The sequence below is a fragment of the Rhodoferax sp. WC2427 genome (assembly GCF_040822085.1).
In the GTDB taxonomy this organism is placed as follows: Bacteria; Pseudomonadota; Gammaproteobacteria; order Burkholderiales; family Burkholderiaceae_C; genus Rhodoferax_B.
Genome location: NZ_CP162006.1, coordinates 3460759 through 3480462, shown reverse-complemented (window position 1 = coordinate 3480462; position 19704 = coordinate 3460759). Strand labels below are relative to the sequence as shown.

General features: G+C 64.9%; 14 protein-coding genes. 6 read left to right on the top strand and 8 right to left on the bottom strand.

Annotation, left to right across the window (positions count from 1 at the left end; translation table 11 throughout):
• The first annotated feature begins 1 nt into the window (after position 1).
• Positions 2-727 (top strand): Crp/Fnr family transcriptional regulator, encoded by a 726-nt coding sequence (locus AB3G31_RS16320; RefSeq protein ID WP_367847132.1) that lies wholly within the window; start codon positions 2-4, stop codon positions 725-727.
• Here AB3G31_RS16320 and AB3G31_RS16315 read toward each other — a convergent pair.
• The 7 genes from AB3G31_RS16315 to AB3G31_RS16285 all read right to left on the bottom strand — a co-directional run bounded on the left by AB3G31_RS16315 (position 724) and on the right by AB3G31_RS16285 (position 9346).
• Complete coding sequence (locus AB3G31_RS16315) at positions 724-1398, bottom strand: PAS domain-containing protein (RefSeq protein WP_367847131.1); 675 nt, start codon at positions 1396-1398, stop codon at positions 724-726. The two genes, AB3G31_RS16320 and AB3G31_RS16315, sit on opposite strands and share 4 nt — an antisense overlap.
• Positions 1391-4369, bottom strand: coding sequence for a chemotaxis protein CheB (locus AB3G31_RS16310; protein ID WP_367847130.1), 2979 nt, complete (start codon positions 4367-4369; stop codon positions 1391-1393). Before AB3G31_RS16310 ends, AB3G31_RS16315 begins: the two co-directional genes overlap by 8 nt.
• A 166-nt stretch (positions 4370-4535) precedes the next feature.
• Positions 4536-6131, bottom strand: coding sequence for a putative bifunctional diguanylate cyclase/phosphodiesterase (locus AB3G31_RS16305; protein WP_367847129.1), 1596 nt, complete (start codon positions 6129-6131; stop codon positions 4536-4538).
• Positions 6128-7618, bottom strand: a complete 1491-nt coding sequence (locus AB3G31_RS16300; protein WP_367847128.1) for an RAD55 family ATPase — start codon at positions 7616-7618, stop codon at positions 6128-6130. Before AB3G31_RS16300 ends, AB3G31_RS16305 begins: the two co-directional genes overlap by 4 nt.
• Positions 7611-8051, bottom strand: a complete 441-nt coding sequence (locus tag AB3G31_RS16295; protein ID WP_367847127.1) for a hypothetical protein — start codon at positions 8049-8051, stop codon at positions 7611-7613. Before AB3G31_RS16295 ends, AB3G31_RS16300 begins: the two co-directional genes overlap by 8 nt.
• A gap of 230 nt (positions 8052-8281) precedes the next feature.
• Positions 8282-8674 (bottom strand): S-adenosylmethionine decarboxylase family protein, encoded by a 393-nt coding sequence (locus AB3G31_RS16290; RefSeq protein WP_367847126.1) that lies wholly within the window; start codon positions 8672-8674, stop codon positions 8282-8284.
• Positions 8675-8707: 33 nt separating this feature from the next.
• On the bottom strand, positions 8708-9346 hold the full coding sequence (locus AB3G31_RS16285; RefSeq protein WP_367847125.1) for a TetR family transcriptional regulator: 639 nt from the start codon (positions 9344-9346) through the stop codon (positions 8708-8710).
• Positions 9347-9442: 96 nt separating this feature from the next.
• Here AB3G31_RS16285 and AB3G31_RS16280 point away from each other — a divergent pair, with 96 nt between their 5' ends.
• From AB3G31_RS16280 to gshA, 4 genes are all read left to right on the top strand, one after another.
• Positions 9443-10783, top strand: coding sequence for an efflux RND transporter periplasmic adaptor subunit (locus AB3G31_RS16280; protein WP_367847124.1), 1341 nt, complete (start codon positions 9443-9445; stop codon positions 10781-10783).
• Positions 10784-10797: 14 nt separating this feature from the next.
• Complete coding sequence (locus tag AB3G31_RS16275; RefSeq protein ID WP_367847123.1) at positions 10798-13947, top strand: efflux RND transporter permease subunit; 3150 nt, start codon at positions 10798-10800, stop codon at positions 13945-13947.
• Complete coding sequence (locus AB3G31_RS16270; protein ID WP_367847122.1) at positions 13940-15391, top strand: efflux transporter outer membrane subunit; 1452 nt, start codon at positions 13940-13942, stop codon at positions 15389-15391. Before AB3G31_RS16275 ends, AB3G31_RS16270 begins: the two co-directional genes overlap by 8 nt.
• 191 nt (positions 15392-15582) lie before the next feature.
• A complete protein-coding gene (gene gshA / locus AB3G31_RS16265) occupies positions 15583-17166 on the top strand; it encodes a glutamate--cysteine ligase (protein WP_367847121.1) in 1584 nt (527 codons plus the stop codon).
• Positions 17167-17232: 66 nt separating this feature from the next.
• On the opposite strand, the gene AB3G31_RS16260 is transcribed toward gshA, so the two are convergent.
• On the bottom strand, positions 17233-17697 hold the full coding sequence (locus tag AB3G31_RS16260) for an META domain-containing protein (RefSeq protein WP_367847120.1): 465 nt from the start codon (positions 17695-17697) through the stop codon (positions 17233-17235).
• Positions 17698-18019: 322 nt separating this feature from the next.
• Between AB3G31_RS16260 and cydD the strand changes: the two genes are divergently transcribed.
• Positions 18020-19702: a thiol reductant ABC exporter subunit CydD gene (gene cydD / locus AB3G31_RS16255; RefSeq protein ID WP_367847119.1), complete on the top strand. Its 1683-nt coding sequence runs from the start codon at positions 18020-18022 to the stop codon at positions 19700-19702.
• Positions 19703-19704 lie beyond the last annotated feature (2 nt).

Sequence of the window (19704 nt, the reverse complement as noted above, 5' to 3'; positions counted from 1 at the left end):
CATGTCTACTGCTCTCCAAACCGTTTCCGATCCACGCCAGAACCAGCTGCTGGCTTCCCTGTCCGATGCCGACTGGAAGCGTTGGCAGCCCTACCTGGAATGGGTGGACCTGCCGCTCGGCAAGGTGCTGTGCCGCTCGGGCAGCACGCCGGGCTATGTGGTTTTTCCCACCACCGCGATCGTCTCGCTGATGTACCTGGCGGAGGACGGCGCGTCGTCCGAAGTGGCTGTGGTGGGGCTGGACGGAGTGGTTGGCCTGTCGCTGTTCATGGGCGGTGAAGTGAGCCCGCACGAGGCGGTGGTGCAAAGCGCCGGGCAGGGCTACCGGCTGAGTGCCCACCATGTGAATGCCGAGGCCGAATCTGGCGGCCCGGTGATGCGCATGCTGCTGCGCTACACCCAGGCGCTGATTGCCCAGGTGACGCAAACCGCCGCCTACATCCGCCACCATTCGATCGACCAGCAGTTTTGCCGCCGCCTGTTACAAGGCCTGGACCGGTTGCCCAGCAACAAAATGGCCATGACCCAGGAACTGGCCGCCAACCTGCTGGGCGTGCGCCGCGAGGGCGTGACGGCCGCTGCCCGCAAGCTGCAACAGGCCGGGGTGATTGCCTACCGCCGCGGCCATATCGAGGTACTGAACCGCCCCCGGCTGGAGCAGAGGGCCTGCGAGTTCTATGGGGCCAGTAAGTCCACCCAGCGGGATCGGATGACGATGGCGGCTTAGTCCTGCAGGCCCGCTTCCTTGGCTCCATCCTGGCGCTTTCGCTCGGTGGTGGCCTCGGGTGAGCCGTCTACCAGCGCCCGGTAACGTGCTTCGCTGGCCTGCATGGCCGCAGCCATGACCTTGGATTCACTGATATCGGCCAGCACCAGGTGCTGCTCTGGCGCACCGGTCGCATCGTGCGCCGCGCTGATCGTCAATTGCACCCAGCAGGGGTGGCCCTCCAGGCTGACGACCTGCAACTCGCAGGTTTTGGGGGTGCCGGTTTCCAGCAATTGCTTGCGCAGGCGGTAGTAGGTGTCTTGGTAGTCCTTGCCAATAAATCGGCTGATGCGCTGCCCCACCAGCGTGCCGCGCGCAATGCCCAGCAGCGCCGCCACAGCCAGGTTGGCTTCTACCACCAGGCCGCCTTCGCTCACCGTGCAGTAGCCCACCGGGGCCATGTCGTACAGCTCGAAATAGCGGGAGCGGGATGTTTCCAGCAGCAGTTGGGTACGCTGAAGCTCGTCGTTTTGCATTTCCAGCTCGATCTGGTGCACCTGCAGCTCGTGCATGGCGCGCTGCATGCCTGCCAGCGTCAGGGTTTCGGGCGGGCGGTTGCTCAATGCGACTTTGTCGCGGATGATGGCTTCGGCCTGCAGACGCAATGCCATTGCGGCGTGGTACTTATCCATGGCGGGTCTCATTGGTGGTGTTGTGCTGGATACGTTCTGTAGTGGCAAGGGCATACATCTGGCCGGCGGCATCCAGCAGCTCGGTCGAGATCAGGGAAATGTTGAGCAGCTGGCCGTCTTTGGTCCGCCGCTGGGGCGTTTTTGTCGCCTGGGCCGGGCTGCCTGGCGGCAGCAGGTCGCGTACGTTCATTTGCAGGGCTTCGGCCTCGGTCCAGCCGTACATGCGCTCGGCGCCGGGGTTCCAGGCCAGTATGCGCCCGTCCAGGTCTTGCACGGTGATGGCATCGAACGCGTCGCGCACCACCACCGCCAGGCGCAGCAGCTCGTTGGCCTTGCGCAGGGCCTCGCGGGTGCGCACGATCTCGGTGATGTCCACAAAGGTGATCACCACGCCCTCGATCACGTTGTCCAGCGTGCGGTAGGGCAGGATGCGCATGGTGTAGTGCTTGTGCTCCAGCGTCTCCACATCGGCCTCGATGGGCTGCAGGTTCTTTAGTACTGCTTGTACATCGGCCACCAGCCGGTCGTAGCCCAGCAGATTGGACGCGATATGGCCCACCGGTCGGCCCACGTCGCTTTGGATCAGGTGGATGATTTGCGTGGCCGCCGGGGTAAAGCGCAGGATGCGCAGGCCATGGTCTACAAAAATGGTGCCAATGCCGGTGCCCGCCAGCAGGTTGTTCATGTCGTTGTTGGCGCGGGACAGGTCGACCACCTTGGTCTGCAGCTCGGTGTTGACGGTGGCCAGCTCTTCGTTGATGGACTGCAGCTCTTCCTTGGAGGTTTCCAGCTCCTCGTTGGTGGACTGCAGCTCTTCATTCACCGACTGCATTTCTTCGTTGGACGACTTGAGCTCTTCGTTGGAGGTTTCGAGTTCTTCGTTGGCAGCCTGCAGGTACTCTTCCTTGGCTTGCAGTTCATCGTTGAGCTCATTGATCTGCTGCTGCGAAGCCTGGCTGGTGGCGGCTGGCGGCAGCTGCTGGGGCTGCGGCAGCTCCTGCACCCGGGCCACTTCCAGCACCACCAGGTACAGCGCCGACTCCAGCGCCGAAGGGGCTACCGGCGCCGCCGGGCACACGGCCAGGTTCACCAGGGTGAAATGGCCGTTGGTCTTGACCCGCAGGTTCAGGGCCTGCACCGGTGTCTTGCTGACACTGGCCTTGTGCAACGCGGTGGTGAGTTCGCGGCGCAGGCCTTCGCGGGCCATTTTGACGATGTTGTTGATGCCCGCCTCGCCGGGGGCGGGCTCCAGAAACATGCCGGTGCGGCCGTGCAGGTACAGGATGTCGCCCTGGCCGTTGACCAGCGCTGCCGCCGGGGCCAGGTGCTGCAACAGGGTTTGCTCGGTCAGGGTGCGCAGAGACAGCTTCATGGGGTGGGCGATTTTGTCGATCACCGGCGGCAGCATCACGTCGCGGGTGGTCATGGGTGGCAGAAACCGGCCCAGGGCGGCACGCTGCGCCCCCTGGAAGTCTTCCTTGCGCTGGTAGGCCTTGGATTTGCGGTCTACCACGGCAAACAGGTCCGCCAGCTCGCCCACGGTTTCCGAGCTGCCCAGGAACAGCATTCCGCCGGGCAGCAGCGCGTAATGGAACAGCGCCATCACCTTCTTTTGCAGCTCGGGGCCCATGTAGATCAGCAGGTTGCGGCAACTGATGAGATCGAGCTTGGAAAACGGCGGATCCTTGATCAGGTCGTGCTCCGAGAACACCAGCATGTCGCGGATGCTCTTGTGCACCCGGTAGGCGCTGCCGTCGGGCTCGGCGGTGAAAAAGCGGGCCAGCCGCCCGGGCGAAATGTCGTCGGCAATGCTGGCCGGGTATAGCCCGGCGCGGGCGGCGGCAATGGCGCGGTTGTCCAGGTCGGTGGCAAACACCTGCACCTTGTAGTTCAGTTTGAGCACGTCCAGCCGCTCCTGCAGCAGAATGGCCAGCGAATACGCCTCTTCGCCGGTGGAGCAGCCCGCCGACCAGGCGCGCACCACAGATCCCGCGGGTTTGTGGTCAAACACCTTGGGAATCACCTGCTCCTCCAGCAGGGCGAAAGCTTCGGGGTCGCGGAAGAAGTTGGTTACCCCGATCAGCAGGTCGTGGAACAGCGCATCCACCTCGACCGGTACGTGCTGCAGGTACTTCACGTAGCTGTCCAGCGTGTCGATCTGGTGCACCGCCATGCGCCGCTCGATGCGCCGGAAAATGGTGTTGGACTTGTACTGCGAGAAGTCGTGCCCGGTGTGGGTACGCAGCAGGATGAAGATTTTTTTCAAGTTGTTTTCGGACAGGGGGGCGTTGACCATGCCGGTGTTGGGCGGGCGGCCAAAGGCGTGGGCCACGTAGGCCATCAGCTGGGCGGGCATTTCGGCCGGGGGCAGCTCAAAATCCACCAGGCCGGTGGCCTGGGTGCTGCGCGGCATGCCGTCAAACTCGGCCGAGCCGGGGTGTTGCACCATCACCATGCCGCCTTCGCCCTTGATGGCGCGCACGCCCAGCGTGCCGTCGCTGCCGGTGCCCGACAACACGATGCCAATCGCCCGCTCATGCTGGTCTTGGGCCAGCGAGCGGAACAGGTAGTCGATGGGCAGGCGGTGGCCCCGTGGTGCGGTGGGCTCCAGCAGGTGCAGCGCACCGTTCAAGAACGCCATGTCGCGGTTGGGCGGAATGATGTAGGCGCAGTTGACCTGCACCACCATGCCGTCTTCCACTTCCCGTACCTGCATGCGGGTGTTGCGCTGCACCAGTGCGGTCAGGATGCTGCTGTGGTCGGGCGCCAGGTGTTGCACCAGCACAAAAGCCATGCCGGGGTCTTTGTCGGTAGGCATGCCGGAAAAGAAGGCTTCAAACGCCGCCAGCCCTCCTGCAGACGCGCCAATGCCGACGATGGGGAAGCTGGGGGGGGCCGGAGCAGGGTGCGTTTCTGGCAACACTGTGGGGGTGGCCGCGGAGGGCTTGATGCTTTTTGGCTTGGCTGCCATGGAGTCCTCCGGTTACATAGAAGGGTCATGCAGGCGCTTCATCAGATGACAGTGTAATCGCTGCGTAACTGAAAGTAAAAATATACAAAAAATATAGCTACTCATGCTGATTGTATAAGCGTGGGTTGCCAATTTGATGCCTAAGTTCAGAAGGGCCCCGGTCGGGCTAAAGAGCGTTGTCACGCAGTACATCGGCATAAATCTCGGCGGCCAGTGGCCGACTGAAGTAAGAGCCCTGGCCTTCGGCGCAGCCCTGGGTCTGCAGATGGGTGAACTGCTCCCGGGTTTCTATGCCTTCGGCAATGACCCCCAGGTCCAGACTCTTGCCGATGGCGATGATGGCATTGACCAGTTTGACCTCCCCGTGGCTGGAGGCAATGTCTTGCACAAACGACTGGTCGATCTTCAGCGTGTCGATCGGGAACCGGCGCAGCGTGCTCAGGCTGGAGTAGCCGGTGCCAAAGTCGTCAATGGCGATGTGCACTCCCAGGTCTTTCAGGGCCCGCAAAATGGCGGTGGTGGGCTCGCTGTCCTGGATCAGGCTGCTTTCGGTCAGCTCGAGCTCCAGCATGCCCGGGTCCAGGCCGGTGTCTTTCAGCACCGTCTGGATGCCCAGCAAGAAGCCTTTGGCGTGGAATTCTGCTGCCGATATGTTGACCGCCATGCGCCCACACGCCAGCCCGGCCTGCCGCCATGCCACCGCCTGGCTGCAGGCGGTGTGCAGCACCCACTGCCCGAGCGGCACGATCAGGCCGCATTCTTCGGCCACCCCGATGAAGTGGGCGGGGTACAGCAGCGGCTGGTCGGGGCGCTGCAGGCGCACCAAGGCTTCGGTGGCGATGATTTTTCCGCTCTCCAGGTGCATCTTGGGCTGGTAGTGCAAAAGCAGGCCGTCAGAGGCCAGCGCGTGGCGCAGGGCTGCTTCGATGGTCTGGCGGGCCACGGCGCGCACATGCATGTCCGGCGAGAACATCTGGAAGTTGTTGCGCCCGCTTTTCTTGGCGTGGTACATCGCCGTGTCGGCATTGCGCAGCAGGGTTTCCACATCGGCGCCGTCGTCCGGGTAGATGCTCAGGCCGATGCTGGCGGTGACATGCAAGCGGTGGCCGTCCACCACATAGGGCTCCGAAGAGACTTCGACCAGCATCGCGGCAGCCCGCGCGGCATCTTTTACCGTGTCAACCTCCGCCAGCAGCAGCACAAACTCGTCGCCGCCCTGGCGGCAGACCGTATCCGACTGGCGCACGCTGCCGTTCAAGCGCTGGGCCACCGCCCGCAGCAGCGCGTCGCCGACCGCATGGCCCAGCGAATCGTTGATGTGTTTGAAGTTGTCCAGGTCCAGATAGATCAACACCACCTTTTGGTCATGGCGCTGGGCCAGCAGCATGGACTGGGCCAGGCGGTCGGCGAGCAACGCGCGGTTGGGCAGCCCGGTGAGGATGTCGTGTTTGGCCATGTACGACATCTGCGCGGTGGCTCCCTCGGCCGCCTCGGCCATGGTCTGGGCATGCATGGTGGCCATCACCAGGCGCTCGTTGGCCTCACGCAGCTGGGCTGCCGTCTGCTGCTCCTGCGCTTCTTTGGCGCGGGTGGCATCCTCCAGCACCAGCAAGGCCTTTTCGCGTTGTGCCATCTCGGCTTCACGGGTGTCGGCTGCGGCTTCGCGCAGATGCAGTGCGCGCGACAGCTGCTCCAGTGCCAGGGCCTGCGGCGAACCGTCCGGGGCAGGGCCTTGTTCCAGAAACGGGATCTGGCCGGTCATGCGGCGCCTCTCGGCAGGGCAGGGGGTGCCGGGGCGTGGGTGGGCCGCCCGCCCAGGAGCCCTTCGTAATGCAGCACCGGTTTGCCGATGGCGATGCCGTCGTTGGTGATCTCGTAGCGCCGGATGTCGTTGCTGTGGGCACTGCCACGTACCTTGACGACCGCCATCACGCGCTGCAGGCTGCTGTCGACCTCGATATAGCGCTGGACAATGATGGCATCGGTCAAAAACGCCGTGCCGTAGGGGCTGAAGCGCAGGTCGGTGTAGCGGTCTTCCAGCTCCGAGGTCATCAGCACCGTCACCCCCATGCCCGACAGCACCGCCACCAGGCGAAACAGCGACTCGCGAAAGTCCTCCCGGAAAGTGGGGGCCACCGCCAGTTCAAAGCCCGACAGCGAGTCGATCACCACCCGGGTGGCCTTCAGGCTGGTGATGTTGTGCACCATCTGCTGCACGATCTCATCCACCGACAGGTCGGTCAGGCGGGTGTTGATCAGCCCCAGGCAACCCGCGCGCACCATGTCGTCGATGGTGTGGGTGCGCGAGCGGCTGGGGGTTTGCTCAAAAGCCACAATCACCCCCGTCTCGCCCAGGCGTACGCCTTCCTGCAAAAAGGCGGTGGCCAGAATGGTCTTGCCCGAGCCGGACGGCCCGGCCACCAGCAGCGAGTACCCCGCGGGCAGGCCACCGCCCAGCATGGCATCGAGCAGCGGGACGCCCATGGGGATGCGGGTTTCGGTGCGCACCGGTGTGTTCACCGGCGGCGTGGCGCTGTTGTCGTCGCGCACCACCGCCGACGGAAAGATGGTCAAGCCGTTGCCGGTGATGCGCAGGGTATGGACCCCGGGGCTGGTGGCCTGGCCGCGCATTTTCATCACCTGGATCTTGCGCACCATGGAGTTGCGCTGCACGCTCTGGTCCAGCGCCAGGATGCCATCGGCCACGGTAAACACCGGGTGCGGGTCGGTGTGGGGGGAATATTCGCCGATCAGAAAGCTGGTGGTTTGCCAGCCCGCAAGCAGGGTGCCCAGCTGTTGGGTGAAACGGCGCATGCCCATCATGCTGCCGTCGCGCAGGTGGGCCTCGGCCAGCACCGAGCGGAATGAGTCCACAAATACAAAGGCCGGGCCCAGCGCTTTGACCTCGGCGGCAATGCGCGCCAGCACCTGCTCAAAATCGCCCTGGGCCAGTTCGCTTCCCAGATCGATGAAATGCACGCAGCTGCCGACTTTGTCGGCGTCAAAAAACAAAAACTGCTGCTGGTAGCGGAGCATCTTCCAGGGTGGCTCGCCCAGGGCAGTGAAGAACAGCGCGGGTTGCTCTGGCGTGGCCAGGGCAAACATCAGCTGGTGCGCCAGGGTGGTTTTGCCCGAGCCGGGCGGTCCGGTCACCAGGTTGAAGGAGAACTCGGGCAGGCCACCGCCCAGAATGGCATCCAGTCCGGGCACGCCCGTGGCAAGTCGGCGTATGGTCACTGGTTTAGCCATGGGGGTGGTCCTGGTCGGAAGGGGGAGGGGCGTCCAGCCAGACGGACGCCAGCAGGCGTTCGGTCAACGAGTCACCAATCAGGCTGGCCAGCAACTCGGTAAAGGTCACCAGCAAGGCGCAACCCGCTGCCGCCGATTCCTGGAGATCGCGGCTGGCGAAACGGGCCTGCAGGCGGGTCAGCCGGTCGGCGTGGTCCTGTGGCGGGCCGGGGTCTACCAACCAGGGAAAGTTCTTGCCGGTCAGGTGCAAGGCACGGTCCAGCAGCACGCCCACGCCACGTTCCCCGATTACCGGCTCCAGCTGCGCCGCCATGAATTGCCAGGTGCGGCTGACCGCCTCCACCATGGCGCTGACATCGGGCGAGCCACCAGCGCGCTGGGTCAGCGTTCCGTGGACCGATGCGCTCACGGTCGAGTGCGGGGGAAGGGGCATGTCAACATCTCCTGGGGGATGGCAGCGTCAGCTGAAAACCGTGTGCCAAACGGAATAGGGGCTGTGTGCAACCAGAGTAGTACCAAAATTGCATGCAGTTTGAATGCCAGTCTGCCTCCGGTGACAGCGCGGGTCTGTGCGGTAGACCGCATAGTGCCCAAAATTACTATAGTTTTGATAGCTGATAACGCTTATAGATTAAGCGCTATAGCCTGATTTGGCGCGCGAGTCTAGAAAGGGCGCTCTGGGGCCTCCGCCCCGCGCTGCAGGCTGTGCCGCTGCACCAAGTTGGGGGCAAACAAGGCAATCAACCCGTCCATCAGCGCCCGGGCCTGGGCCGAGTGGTCGGCACCGAAGTTGCACACGTACACATCCAGCGTCACGCCGCGCAGCTCCGGCCAGGTGTGCACGCACAGGTGTGACTCTGCTAGCAAAATAGTAGCTGTAACACCGCCAGGGCCCTGCGAAGTGGCCGGAAAACCATGGAACAGCTCGGCCACCGCCTGCAGGCCGGCGGCCTGCACCGCGTCGCGGCAGGCCACGCCCAGCAGCCGCGCGTCCAGCAGCCAGGCGCTATCGCAATCGCAGTGGTGGAGATCGGCGGTGAGGTGCAGGCCTTGCATGACGCGCACTGTAACCCGGCGCCTGGAGCGTTCTTAGCCGGGTTTAACCCGGGGCGGGCAGGTGCGCAGCCCGGCGATCAGCATGTCCACCATGGCCGGGGCGGCGCTGGCCAGCGCATAGCTGGTGGGTTCCAGCAACCATTCGCGCATGGTGCCCATGGTGAAGTTGTGCAGGGTCTGCAGGCTCAGAAACACGTCGGTGTCGGCGGGCAGCTGGCCCTGGGCAATGGCTTGTTGCAGGATGTCTTCAAACTTGGCCATGCATTCGTCGCGGCATTCGAGCTCATGCTCCAGTACGTCGGCCACTTCCCCCACGTTCTCACATTTGTGAAAAAGTATGTTAAATATTCGTTGCTGGCGGGGTGACGCGGCCAGCGTGGTCAGGGCCTGCACGCACATGTGGCGCAGGGCTTCCAGCGGGTCGGCGGGGGTGTTCACGGTGGCCTCGGCCAGCATGTTCTCCATGGGCAGCGTGGCCTGCTCGAACAGGGCCTTCAGCAGCGCACCCTTGTCCTTGAAATGCCAGTAGATGGCACCCCGCGTCATGCCTGCGGCGCTGGCAATATCGGCCAGCGTGGTGTGGGCAACACCTTTGTCAAAAAACACTTGTTCCGCAGCCTCTAGCAGGGTGGCGTAGGTATGCTCTGCGTCTTCTTTAGTTTTTCTGGCCATGGCGGGAAAGTTGCTTGCGGGTTACTAACGAACTCAAAGTAAACATACACGAATGTATGTGATACTACATCAACCTTATTAAACCTTACTATGTTTATGTCCATCGCACCGACTCGTGTTTCCTCGATCGACCATCCCCATCCTGCATCCAAGGCGCGTTCCTTGCGCCAGCGGTGGATGTCGCCTTTCTTGTTAGCGGCTCTGCCTTTGGCCCTGGTGGCATGCGGCAAGTCTGCGGGCCAGGCCGGTGCCCCCGGCGGTGCCATGCCACCGCCCGAGGTGTCGGTGGTGACCGTGAAGGCGCAAGACCACGCGGTCGAGCTGGAGTACGTGGGCCAGACCGCCGGTTCGCGCGAAACCGAGGTGCGGGCCCGTGTTGCCGGCATTCTGAGCAAGCGCCTGTTCGAAGAGGGGGCTACCGTGAAAGCGGGCACGCCGTTGTTCCAGATCGACCCGGCCAACTTCCAGACCCAGGCCGCCTCTGCCGAGGCCGCCGTGGCCGTGGCCCAGGCCAAGGTCAACCAGGCGCAGCGCGACCAGGCCCGTCTGGCCCCGCTGGTGGCCGAGAAAGCCATCAGCCAGAAAGAATTTGACGACGCCAAGTCGGCCGCCGAATCCGCTGCCGCCACCTTGAAGCAGGCGCAGGCCCAGGCCAACGAGGCCCGCCTGAACCTGGGCTACACCACCGTGGTGGCGCCCATCAGCGGCACCACCGGCGCCGCCGCCAAGTCCGACGGCAACCTGGTCTCGGCCACCGACAGCCTGCTGACCACGATTGTGCAAACCAACCCGATGTATGTGAACTTCAGCGTGTCCGAGGCCGACATGTTGCGCATCACCAAGCAGGTGGGTTCGGGCCAACTGGCCGTGCCCGGCAAGAAGGCGGCCAATGGCAGCCTGGGCTTCAGCGTGAACGTCAAACTGGCCGACGGCAGCACCTACCCGCGCACCGGCAAGCTCAACTTCACCGGCGAACGGCTCAACCCCACCACCGGCAGCTTCGATGCCCGGGCTGAAATCCCCAACCCCGATGGCGTGTTGCGCCCCGGCCAGTTTGTGCGCGTGCTGCTCAGCGGCGCCAGCCGCCCCAACTCCATCAGCGTGCCACAGCGTGCGGTGATCGACAGCCCTATGGGCAAGATCGTGTTTCTGGTCACCCCCGACGACAAGCTGGCCCCGCGTCCCGTGGAACTCGACGGCTGGACCAAGGGCGAGTGGATCGTCACCAAGGGCGTGCAAAGCGGTGACCGCGTGCTGGTCGAAGGCTTCATCAAGGCCCACGAACCCGGCATGACGGTCAAGCCCGTGCCCTACGTGGCCGCTGCACCCGGTGCCGCCCCTGGCGCGCCCGCGGCGCCTGGCTCGGCTCCCGCCGCGCCAGCTGCAGAAAAAGCACCGGTTGCGCCCGCCAGTGCTGCTGCTTCTGCTGCGAAATAAGGAGCAACACCCCCATGTTCTCCAAGTTTTTCATCGACCGTCCGATCTTCGCGACGGTGTTGTCCCTGTTCCTGGTGCTGGCCGGACTGGCCGCCATGCGCGTGCTGCCGATTGCCCGCTACCCGGAAATCTCGCCCCCGGTGGTGAGTGTCAGCGCGGTCTACCCCGGTGCTTCGGCCGAAGTGCTGGAAACCACCGTGGCCGCGCCCATCGAGCAATCGATCAATGGCGTGGAAAAAATGCTCTACATGAGCTCCACCTCGTCCGGCGATGGTGCCGTGTCCATCAGCATCACGTTTGACGTGGGCACCGACCTGGACATCGCGGCGGTCAACGTCAACAACCGCGTCAACCAGGTGCTGAACAAGCTGCCGCAGGAAGTGCAGCGCCAGGGCGTCACCGTCGCCAAAAGCTCGGCCAGCTTCATGACCGTGGCGGCGATCTATTCGCCCGACGACCGCTACGACGCGCTATTCATCTCCAACTACGTGACGCAAAACGTGCTGGATGCCATCAAGCGCGTGCCCGGCACCACCAATGTGCAGATTTTCGGCGCCAAAGACTACGCCATGCGCATCTGGCTGCGCCCGGACCGGATGGCCGCCCTGGGTATCACCGTGGGCGACATCTCCAGCGCCGTGACCGAGCAAAACGCCCAGTACGCTGCCGGCAAGATCGGCTCACCCCCGGGCAATACCGAGGAACTGACCCTGACCGTCACCGCCAAGGGCCGCCTGCTGGAGCCCGAGCAGTTTGCCAACATCGTGGTGCGCACGGGGGCCAACGGTGCCTTGGTGCGCCTCAAAGACGTGGCCCGGGTCGAACTGGGTTCCAAAGACTACAACTTCTATGGCCGCATCAATGGCCACCCCACGGTCCCCGTGGGCGTGTTCCTGCAAACCGGTGCCAATGCACTGGACACCCGCGAAGCATTGGAGAAGACGCTGGTCGAGTTGAAGGCCAAATTTCCCGAGGGCCTGACCTATTCCACGCCTTATGACACCACGCCGTTCGTGACCGAGTCGATCCACGAAGTGCTCAAAACCCTGGCCGAAGCCATGGTGCTGGTGTTCGTGGTGGTGTATTTGTTCCTGCAAAGCTGGCGCGCCACCATCATCCCCACGCTGGCCGTGCCGGTGTCGCTGATCGGCACCATGGCGGGGCTGCACCTGCTGGGCTACAGCATCAACACCCTGACCCTGTTCGGCATGGTGCTGGCCATCGGTATCGTGGTGGACGATGCCATCGTGGTGCTGGAAAACGTCGAGCGCCTGATGCACGAAGAAGGCATGAGCCCGCGCGAAGCCGCGATCGAGGCCATGCGCGAAGTGACCGGCCCGGTGGTGGCGATTGTGCTGGTGCTGTGCGCCGCCTTCATCCCGGTGGCCTTTCTGGGCGGGTTGGCCGGTGAGCTGTACCGCCAGTTCTCGGTCACCATCACAATCGCCGTGTGCTTGTCGGGTGTGGTCGCACTGACCCTGACCCCGGCCCTGTGCGCGGTGCTGCTCAAGCCCGGTGCCGAGCGCAAGAACGCGTTTTTCGACTGGTTCAACCGCAGCTTCGAGAAGCTGACCCACCGCTACACCCGCGGTGTGGGCTTCTTCCTCAAGCGCGGCATCCTGGGGGTGATCCTGTTCCTGTGCATGGCGGGGCTGACCGGCCTGCTGTTCAAGATCGTCCCCGGTGGTCTGGTGCCTGACGAAGACCAGGGCTACTACATTGCTGCGGCCATCCTGCCCGAAGGTTCTTCGCTGGACCGCACCAACCAGGTGGTCAAGCAGATCGAAGCGGCAGTTTCGCCCAACAAGAACATCGACTCCACCTTTAGCCTGGTGGGCCTGAACTTCCTGGGCGGTGGCGGCCTGAAGTCGTCGGCAGCCACCATGTTCTTTCCGCTGGTTCCGTGGGCCGAGCGCAACCAGTCGGCCAAAGAGCTGGTGGGCGAGTTCTACATGAAGACCGGCGGTATCAAGGAAGGCCTGCCCCTGGCTTTCACCCCGCCCGCCATCCAGGGCCTGGGCCAGACCGGCGGCTTTGAGTTCTACCTGCAAAACAAGGGTGACGGTGGCGTGCGCCGCCTGGCGCAAATTCTGCCCGCGCTGCTGGCCGAGGCCAACAAGCAGCCCGAGCTCAAGGGCGTGCAAACCCTGTGGCAAGCCAATTCGCCCCAGTTGTATGTGAGCGTGGACACTGAGAAAGCCCGCTCCATGGGCATCGCGGTGGCCGACATCTACAACACCCTGGCCGCCACCCTGGGCAGTTACTACGTGAACGACTTCAACAAGAGCGGCCGTATTTACCAGGTGCTGATGCAGGCCGAAGGCCAGTACCGTGCCAAGCCGGACGACATCGGCAACTTGTATGTGCGCAGCAACACCGGCAAGATGATCCAGATCCGCAGCGTGGCCGATGTGCAGTTTGCCGCCGGCCCCGATTCGGTGCAGCATTTCAACGCGCTGCCATCGATCCAGATCCTGGGCGATCCGAAGCCCGGCTATAGCTCGGGCCAGGCGATTGCCGCCATGGAACGGGCCGCGGCCAATGTGCTGCCGTCCGACGTGGGCTACGACTGGGGTGGCACGGCGTTCCAGCAAAAGCGCAGCAGCGGCTCCAGCGGGCTGGCGATCGGCGCCGGTTTTGTGATGATCTTCTTGATCCTGGCCGCGCAGTATGAAAAGTGGTCGCTGCCGTTCTCGGTGCTGCTGGCCCTGCCGTTCGGTATCTTCGGCGCGCTGGTGGCGGTGTACCTGCGCAACTACACCAACGACGTGTACTTCCAGATCGGTCTGGTCACGCTGCTGGGCCTGTCGGCCAAGAATGCGATTCTGATCGTCGAGTTCGCGACCATGAAGGTGCACGACGGCCTGACCCCGGTGGCCGCCGCGCTGGAAGCGGCCCGCCTGCGGTTCCGCCCGATTCTGATGACCTCGCTGGCCTTCATTTTGGGCGTGGTGCCCCTGGCGTTCTCCAGTGGTGCGGGTGCGGCTGCGCGCCAGTCCATCGGTACCGGTGTGCTGGGCGGCATGCTTGCGGCGACCTTCTTGGCGGTATTTTTGGTGCCGCTGTTCTTTAAATTGGTCAACGACTGGAACTTCCGCAGCACGCCGGAGGACTTCCAGAGCCTGAACCGACCTGCCCATGGCGAAGGAGCGCAGCATGTCTAAGCGCACTCTCACATCGTTTGCTATTACTTTAATAGCTGCTTGCGCCCTATCGGCGTGCGCTATCGCCCCTGTGGGTCCTAACTACCAGCGCCCGGCGCTGGACCTGCCCGCCACCTTGACCAGCAGTGGCACCGCCACCAGCGTGGACTGGCTGGTGTGGTGGAAGGGTTTCAATGACCCGGTGCTGGACGGTTTGCTGCAAGAGGCCGCGGCCAACAGCCAGGACCTGGCCCTGGCCAGCGCCCGGATTGCCGAGGCCCGCGCCACGCTGGACCAGAACGCGTCCAATTTCTACCCCACGGTGGACCTGAACGCCAGCGCCGCGCGCCGCCGGGCCAGCGAGAATTCGGCCAGCCTCAACCCCGGTGCCAGTCTGTACTCCAACGACCGGCAACTGGGCCTGAGTGCCAGCTACGAACTCGATTTCTGGGGCAAATACGCCCGCGCCGACGAAGCCGCCCGTGCCCGCCTGCTGGCCCAGGCCGCCAGCCGGGGCACGGTGCTGACCACGCTGTACGCCAACGTGGCACAAAGCTACTTTGCCCTGCGTGCTCTGGATGCCCAGCAGACCCTGGGCGAGCAGACCCTGGCCACCCGCACCGAAAACCTGCGTTTGCAAAACCGCCGCTTCGGCGCCGGAGTGATCGGCGAGATGGACCTGCGCCAGGCCGAGTCCGAAGCCGCTGGCATCCAGGCCACGCTGCAGCAGACCGGCCAGGCCCGCCGCAATGCCGAATCCGCGCTGGCCGTGCTGCTGGGCCGCAAGCCCAGCGACATCGCTAACCCGGTGCTGGTGCGCGGTGCCGACCTGGGTGCGCTGTACGCCGCGCAGGCGATTCCGGCCGATCTGCCGTCCGATGTGCTGACCCGCCGCCCCGACGTGGTGGCCGCCGAGCAAAGCCTGATCGCGGCCAACGCCGACATCGGCCAGGCCCGCGCCGCCTACTTTCCCAAGCTCAGCCTCACGGCCGGCCTGGGCTACCAGTCGAAAGACCTGTCGGACCTGTTCGACCCGGCCTCGCTGCTGTGGAACCTGGTGGGCAATCTGACGCAGCCGATCTTCCGCGCCGGGGCTATCGATGCCGTGGTGGCCGCGTCCAACGCGCGCCAGCAGCAGGCATTGGCCACCTACACGCAGACGGTGCAAAACGCCTTCCGCGACGTGCACGACGCGCTGAACAACGTGGCTGCGGGCCGTGACATCACCGCCACCACGGCCCAGCGCATCGCCGCCCTGCGCAGCACCCTGCGCCTGGCCGACCTGCGCTACAAGAATGGCTATTCCAGCTACCTGGAAGTGCTGAACGCCCAGCGCGACCTGGCCCAGGCCGAAGCCGGCCTGATCGATATCCAGCGCAGCCAGTTGAATGCCGTGGTCAGCCTGTACAAGGCTTTGGGTGGCGGCTGGGATGCCGCCAGCGTCACCGCGCAGACCACAAAGTAGCCGTTTTGTCCTGACACGAACGCCCCCACGCCTTGCGGCTGGGGGCGTTGTGCCGTCTCCAGCACGCCCGGCGCGCCTGTGATACCTTCCACGCCCGGTCAAGATTTATGTTTGACTGGATGCAGTGCCCAGACCGTGGGCGAGCCGCCCAGAGTCTGGGCACTGCATCCAGTCTCTAACGGATACCCAAGATGAGCAGCTCCACCCCCCCCGCCGCATTGCTAGAACGCCTGCAGGCCCTCGCGCCCGACCGGCTCCAGGGCATCCGCCGTGGCCTGGAGAAAGAAAGCCTGCGCGCCCAGCCCAGCGGCAGCCTGGCCTTGACACCCCATCCGGCCGCACTCGGCTCCGCGCTGACACACCCGCACATCACCACCGACTTCAGCGAATCCCAGGTCGAGCTGATCACCGGCGTGCACCAGGGCGTACAGGACTGCCTGGACGAGCTGACCGAAGTGCACCAGTTCACCTACCGCACCCTGCAGGCCCAGGGCGACGACGAAATGCTCTGGGTGTCCAGCATGCCCTGTGGCCTGCCGACCGACGAGACCATCCCCATTGGCCGCTATGGCAGCTCCAATGTGGGCCGCGCCAAGAGCGTCTACCGCATGGGCCTGGGCCACCGCTATGGCCGCCGCATGCAAACCATCTCGGGCATCCACTACAACTGGTCGCTGCCAGGGGTGAGCAGCGAAGAGTACTTTGGCCTGATCCGCAACTTCCGCCGCCACGCGTTCCTGCTGCTGTACCTGTTTGGTGCGTCGCCCGCCGTGTGTTCCAGTTTTGTGGCGGGCCGCCAGCATGAACTGCAGCAGCTCAACGACCGCACCATGTACATGCCTTACGGCACTTCGCTGCGCATGGGCCGCCTGGGCTACCAAAGCGATGCCCAGGCCTCGCTGGCGGTCAGCTACAACAGCCTGGAAGGCTATGGCGCGTCGCTGCAGGACGCACTGACCCGTCCGTACCCGGCCTACAAGGCGGTGGGCGTGCGCGGCACCGGAGGCGACTACAACCAGCTGGCCACCAGCCTGCTGCAGATCGAGAACGAGTTCTACGGCACCATCCGCCCCAAGCGCGTCATCTACCCCGGCGAACGCCCGCTGCATGCCCTGCGCGAGCGCGGTGTGGAGTACGTGGAGGTGCGCCTGCTGGACCTGGACCCGTTTGTGCCGGTGGGCATCACCGCCCAGACCATGCGCTTTATCGACGTGTTTCTGCTGCACTGCCTGCTCAATGACAGCCCGCCCGACACCCCGCAGGAAATCACCGAGCTGGCGCACAACCAGCACCGCGTGGCCGCCCGGGGCCGCGAGCCCGGCCTGACGCTGGAGCGCGCTGGCGCAGAGGTGCCGCTGGCCCAGTGGGGCAGCGACCTGGTGGCCCAATGCCGCCCGATCGCAGCCGCGCTGGATGCCGTGCACGGCGGCACGCTGTACAGCGATGCACTGGCCTCTGCCGACGCCGCCCTGGCCGACCCCAGCCTGCTGTCGTCGGCCCGCGTGCTAGCCGCCATGCAAGAGACCGCGTGCGGCTCGTTCGTGCCCTTCATCGCCGCCCAGTCCTTGAAGACCCGCCAGCACCTGCTGGACCTGCCGTTCAGTGCCGAGCAACAAGCCCGCTTCGAGGCCATGACCACCGCCTCGGTCGCTGCCCAGAAAGCCATCGAAGCCGCCGACACCATGCCCTTCGATGTCTACCTGCCGGAATACCTGTCACCGGAGCGTCTGGTGGTGAAACACCGCCGGGCCGGGGCACCTTCTGTGGCGGCGTGACATCAAGGGTCAAACAGGCACTTTGCGCTTATTGAATAAGCGCAAGCAGCTATATAAAATGTAGCGTTATGGTGTGGGCACGCCCACCCACACCAGTGTTTGCCCGGCATCGGACAGCAGCCGCAGCACGGGTGCCGGACCGTCGTCCAGCCGCACCTGCAGGCGCTGGGCGAGCAGGGCGCCCAGGGCCTGGTCGGCCTCCATGAGCCCGCCCCCGCAGGCCATGCGCGTGGACACCATCGGCCCCACCTGCAAGCGGTTGGCCGCGTCGATCTGGTAGCTGCCACCCATGGCGTTGCAGCCGCCCCGGATGCCCATGCGGCCCTCCTTGAACTCCACCGTAAAGCGCGGATCGGCACGCGGAAACAGCACGGCCATCGGCTGCCCCTGGCCGTCGGTGGCCGATTGCAGCGTCCAACGCAGGGCGCTGAGCCGCCCCTGCAACGCCGGGCCGGAGGGCGCGGAGGGGGTGGCGCAGGCAGCGAGGGCGAGGGCGGCAACAGCCAACCAGACAAGCGGGCGGATGGGCATAAAAAATCTCCTTTTCAGCGGGCCACGGGGGCAGTCCATGGTAGGCGAATTCGGCCATCCGGGCCATGGGCACAAGCTGCCTGTTTTTTGGGCAATGCAAGCTTTACCCATTGAAAACAAGCACTTAGGACGCGCATACAGCGGTTTTCCCGGCTTATCCACAAGTTTGTCCCGTGTTGACAGGGTTAACTTTGGCGGCGAAGCTTCCATCCCACCACAGGGTGTGGTGGCCCACCCGCATGGCGTTTGACCCAGCGCAAAGTTTTTCTTATAATTTAATGATTGAAATTTCAGTAATTACTGAAATTTCAATCATTAAAAGATGAAAACCTCCCACCCCACCCCCCGCCTGCGCAGCCTGACCCCTTGGGGCGCGGGCGGTGTGGTGCAGGGTCTGGCCGCCGTGCTGTGGCTGCCACAAGCGGCCTTGCTGGCCTGGGCGGTGGACCGCCTGGCCAGCCCCGCCGGGGGCGTCGGCCTGGATGCCGTGCTGGTGCCCGCAGCCGGGGTGTTGCTGCTGGGCGCGCTGCGTGCCACGGCCGAGGCCTGGGGGCTGCGCCGGGTCTTTGCGGCTGCCCGGCGGTACGTGTCGGACCTGCGGGCCCAGGTGGCCGCAGTGCTGGCCGCGCGCTCACCGCTGGACGCGGCCCGGCCCGCGTCGGGGCTGGCCGCCAGCGTAGTGGCCGAGCAGGCCGAGGCGGTGCTGCCCTACCTGGTGCGCTACCAACCCGCGCGCTGGCGGGCCATGGTGGTGCCGCTGCTGATCCTGCCCACCGTGGCCTACTTTTCCTGGGCTGCGGCCCTGGTGCTGCTGGTGGCCGCCCCGCTGATTCCGATCTTCATGGCGCTGGTGGGCTGGCGTGCCCAGGCGGCCAGCGCCGCCCAGATGGTGGAGATGGGCCAGATGAACGCCTTTTTGCTGGACCGCCTGCGCGGCCTGGCCACCTTGCGCGCGCTGGACGCGGTCGATGCCACCGCCCTCCGCCTGGGTGCGTCGGCCCAGTCGCTGCGACAGCGCACCATGGTGGTATTGCGCATTGCGTTCCTGTCGTCGGCGGTACTGGAGCTGTTTGCGGCCCTGGGGGTCGCCATGGTGGCCGCCTATGTGGGTTTCCATCTGCTGGGTAGCATCCCCTGGGGTAGTTGGGGGCAGCGTTTAAGCCTGGCCGAGGGCCTGTTCATCCTGCTGTTGGCGCCGGCATTTTTTGAGCCCTTGCGCGAACTCGCCGCGGTGTGGCACGACCGCGCCGCGGGCGAGGCGGCCTTGGCGGCCCTGGCAGAACTTGCTGAAGACGGCGTGCCTTTGCCGGGGGCTGCTGTAGCGCCCACCGGCGTGCGCAGCCTGGGCGCCCCTTCGGTACAGGTCAACGACCTGCACTTTGGCCATCTGGGAGAAACCCCTGTGTTTACGGGTTTCGGGCTGCGGGTGGCCCCTGGCGAGCACGTGGCGCTGATGGGGGCCAGCGGCGCGGGCAAGACGGCTTTGCTGCATCTGCTGGCGGGGCTGGTGCCTGCACAGCAGGGGCGCATCCGCATTGGCGGCGTGTTGCTGACCGACGCTTCCGTCTCGGCCCTGCGCCAGCGCATGGGCTGGATAGGGCAAAAGCCGCATATTTTTGCGGGCTCGGTGCAAGACCATCTGGTGCTGGGCCGTTCCGACGTGGCATCGACCGAAGTGCGCGCAGCGCTGCAGCAGGCCGGTCTGGGCCGCGTCGCCCAGGCTGGTGTGGGCGTGGCGCTGGGCGAGGGCGGCACCGGCTTGTCGGGCGGAGAACAGGTGCGGCTGGCACTGGCCCGGATGGTGCTACATGCCGATGCCGACCTGCTGCTGGTAGACGAACCCACCGCCCACCTGGACACCGAAACCGCCCAGGGCGTGGTCGACGCGCTGCTGCAGTTCGCCCAAGGCAAGACGCTGATCGCCGCCACCCACGACCCGGTGCTGGCCGCGCGCATGCACCGGGTGGTGCAGCTGGATGCCGATGCGGTGAGGGCCGCGGCATGAAC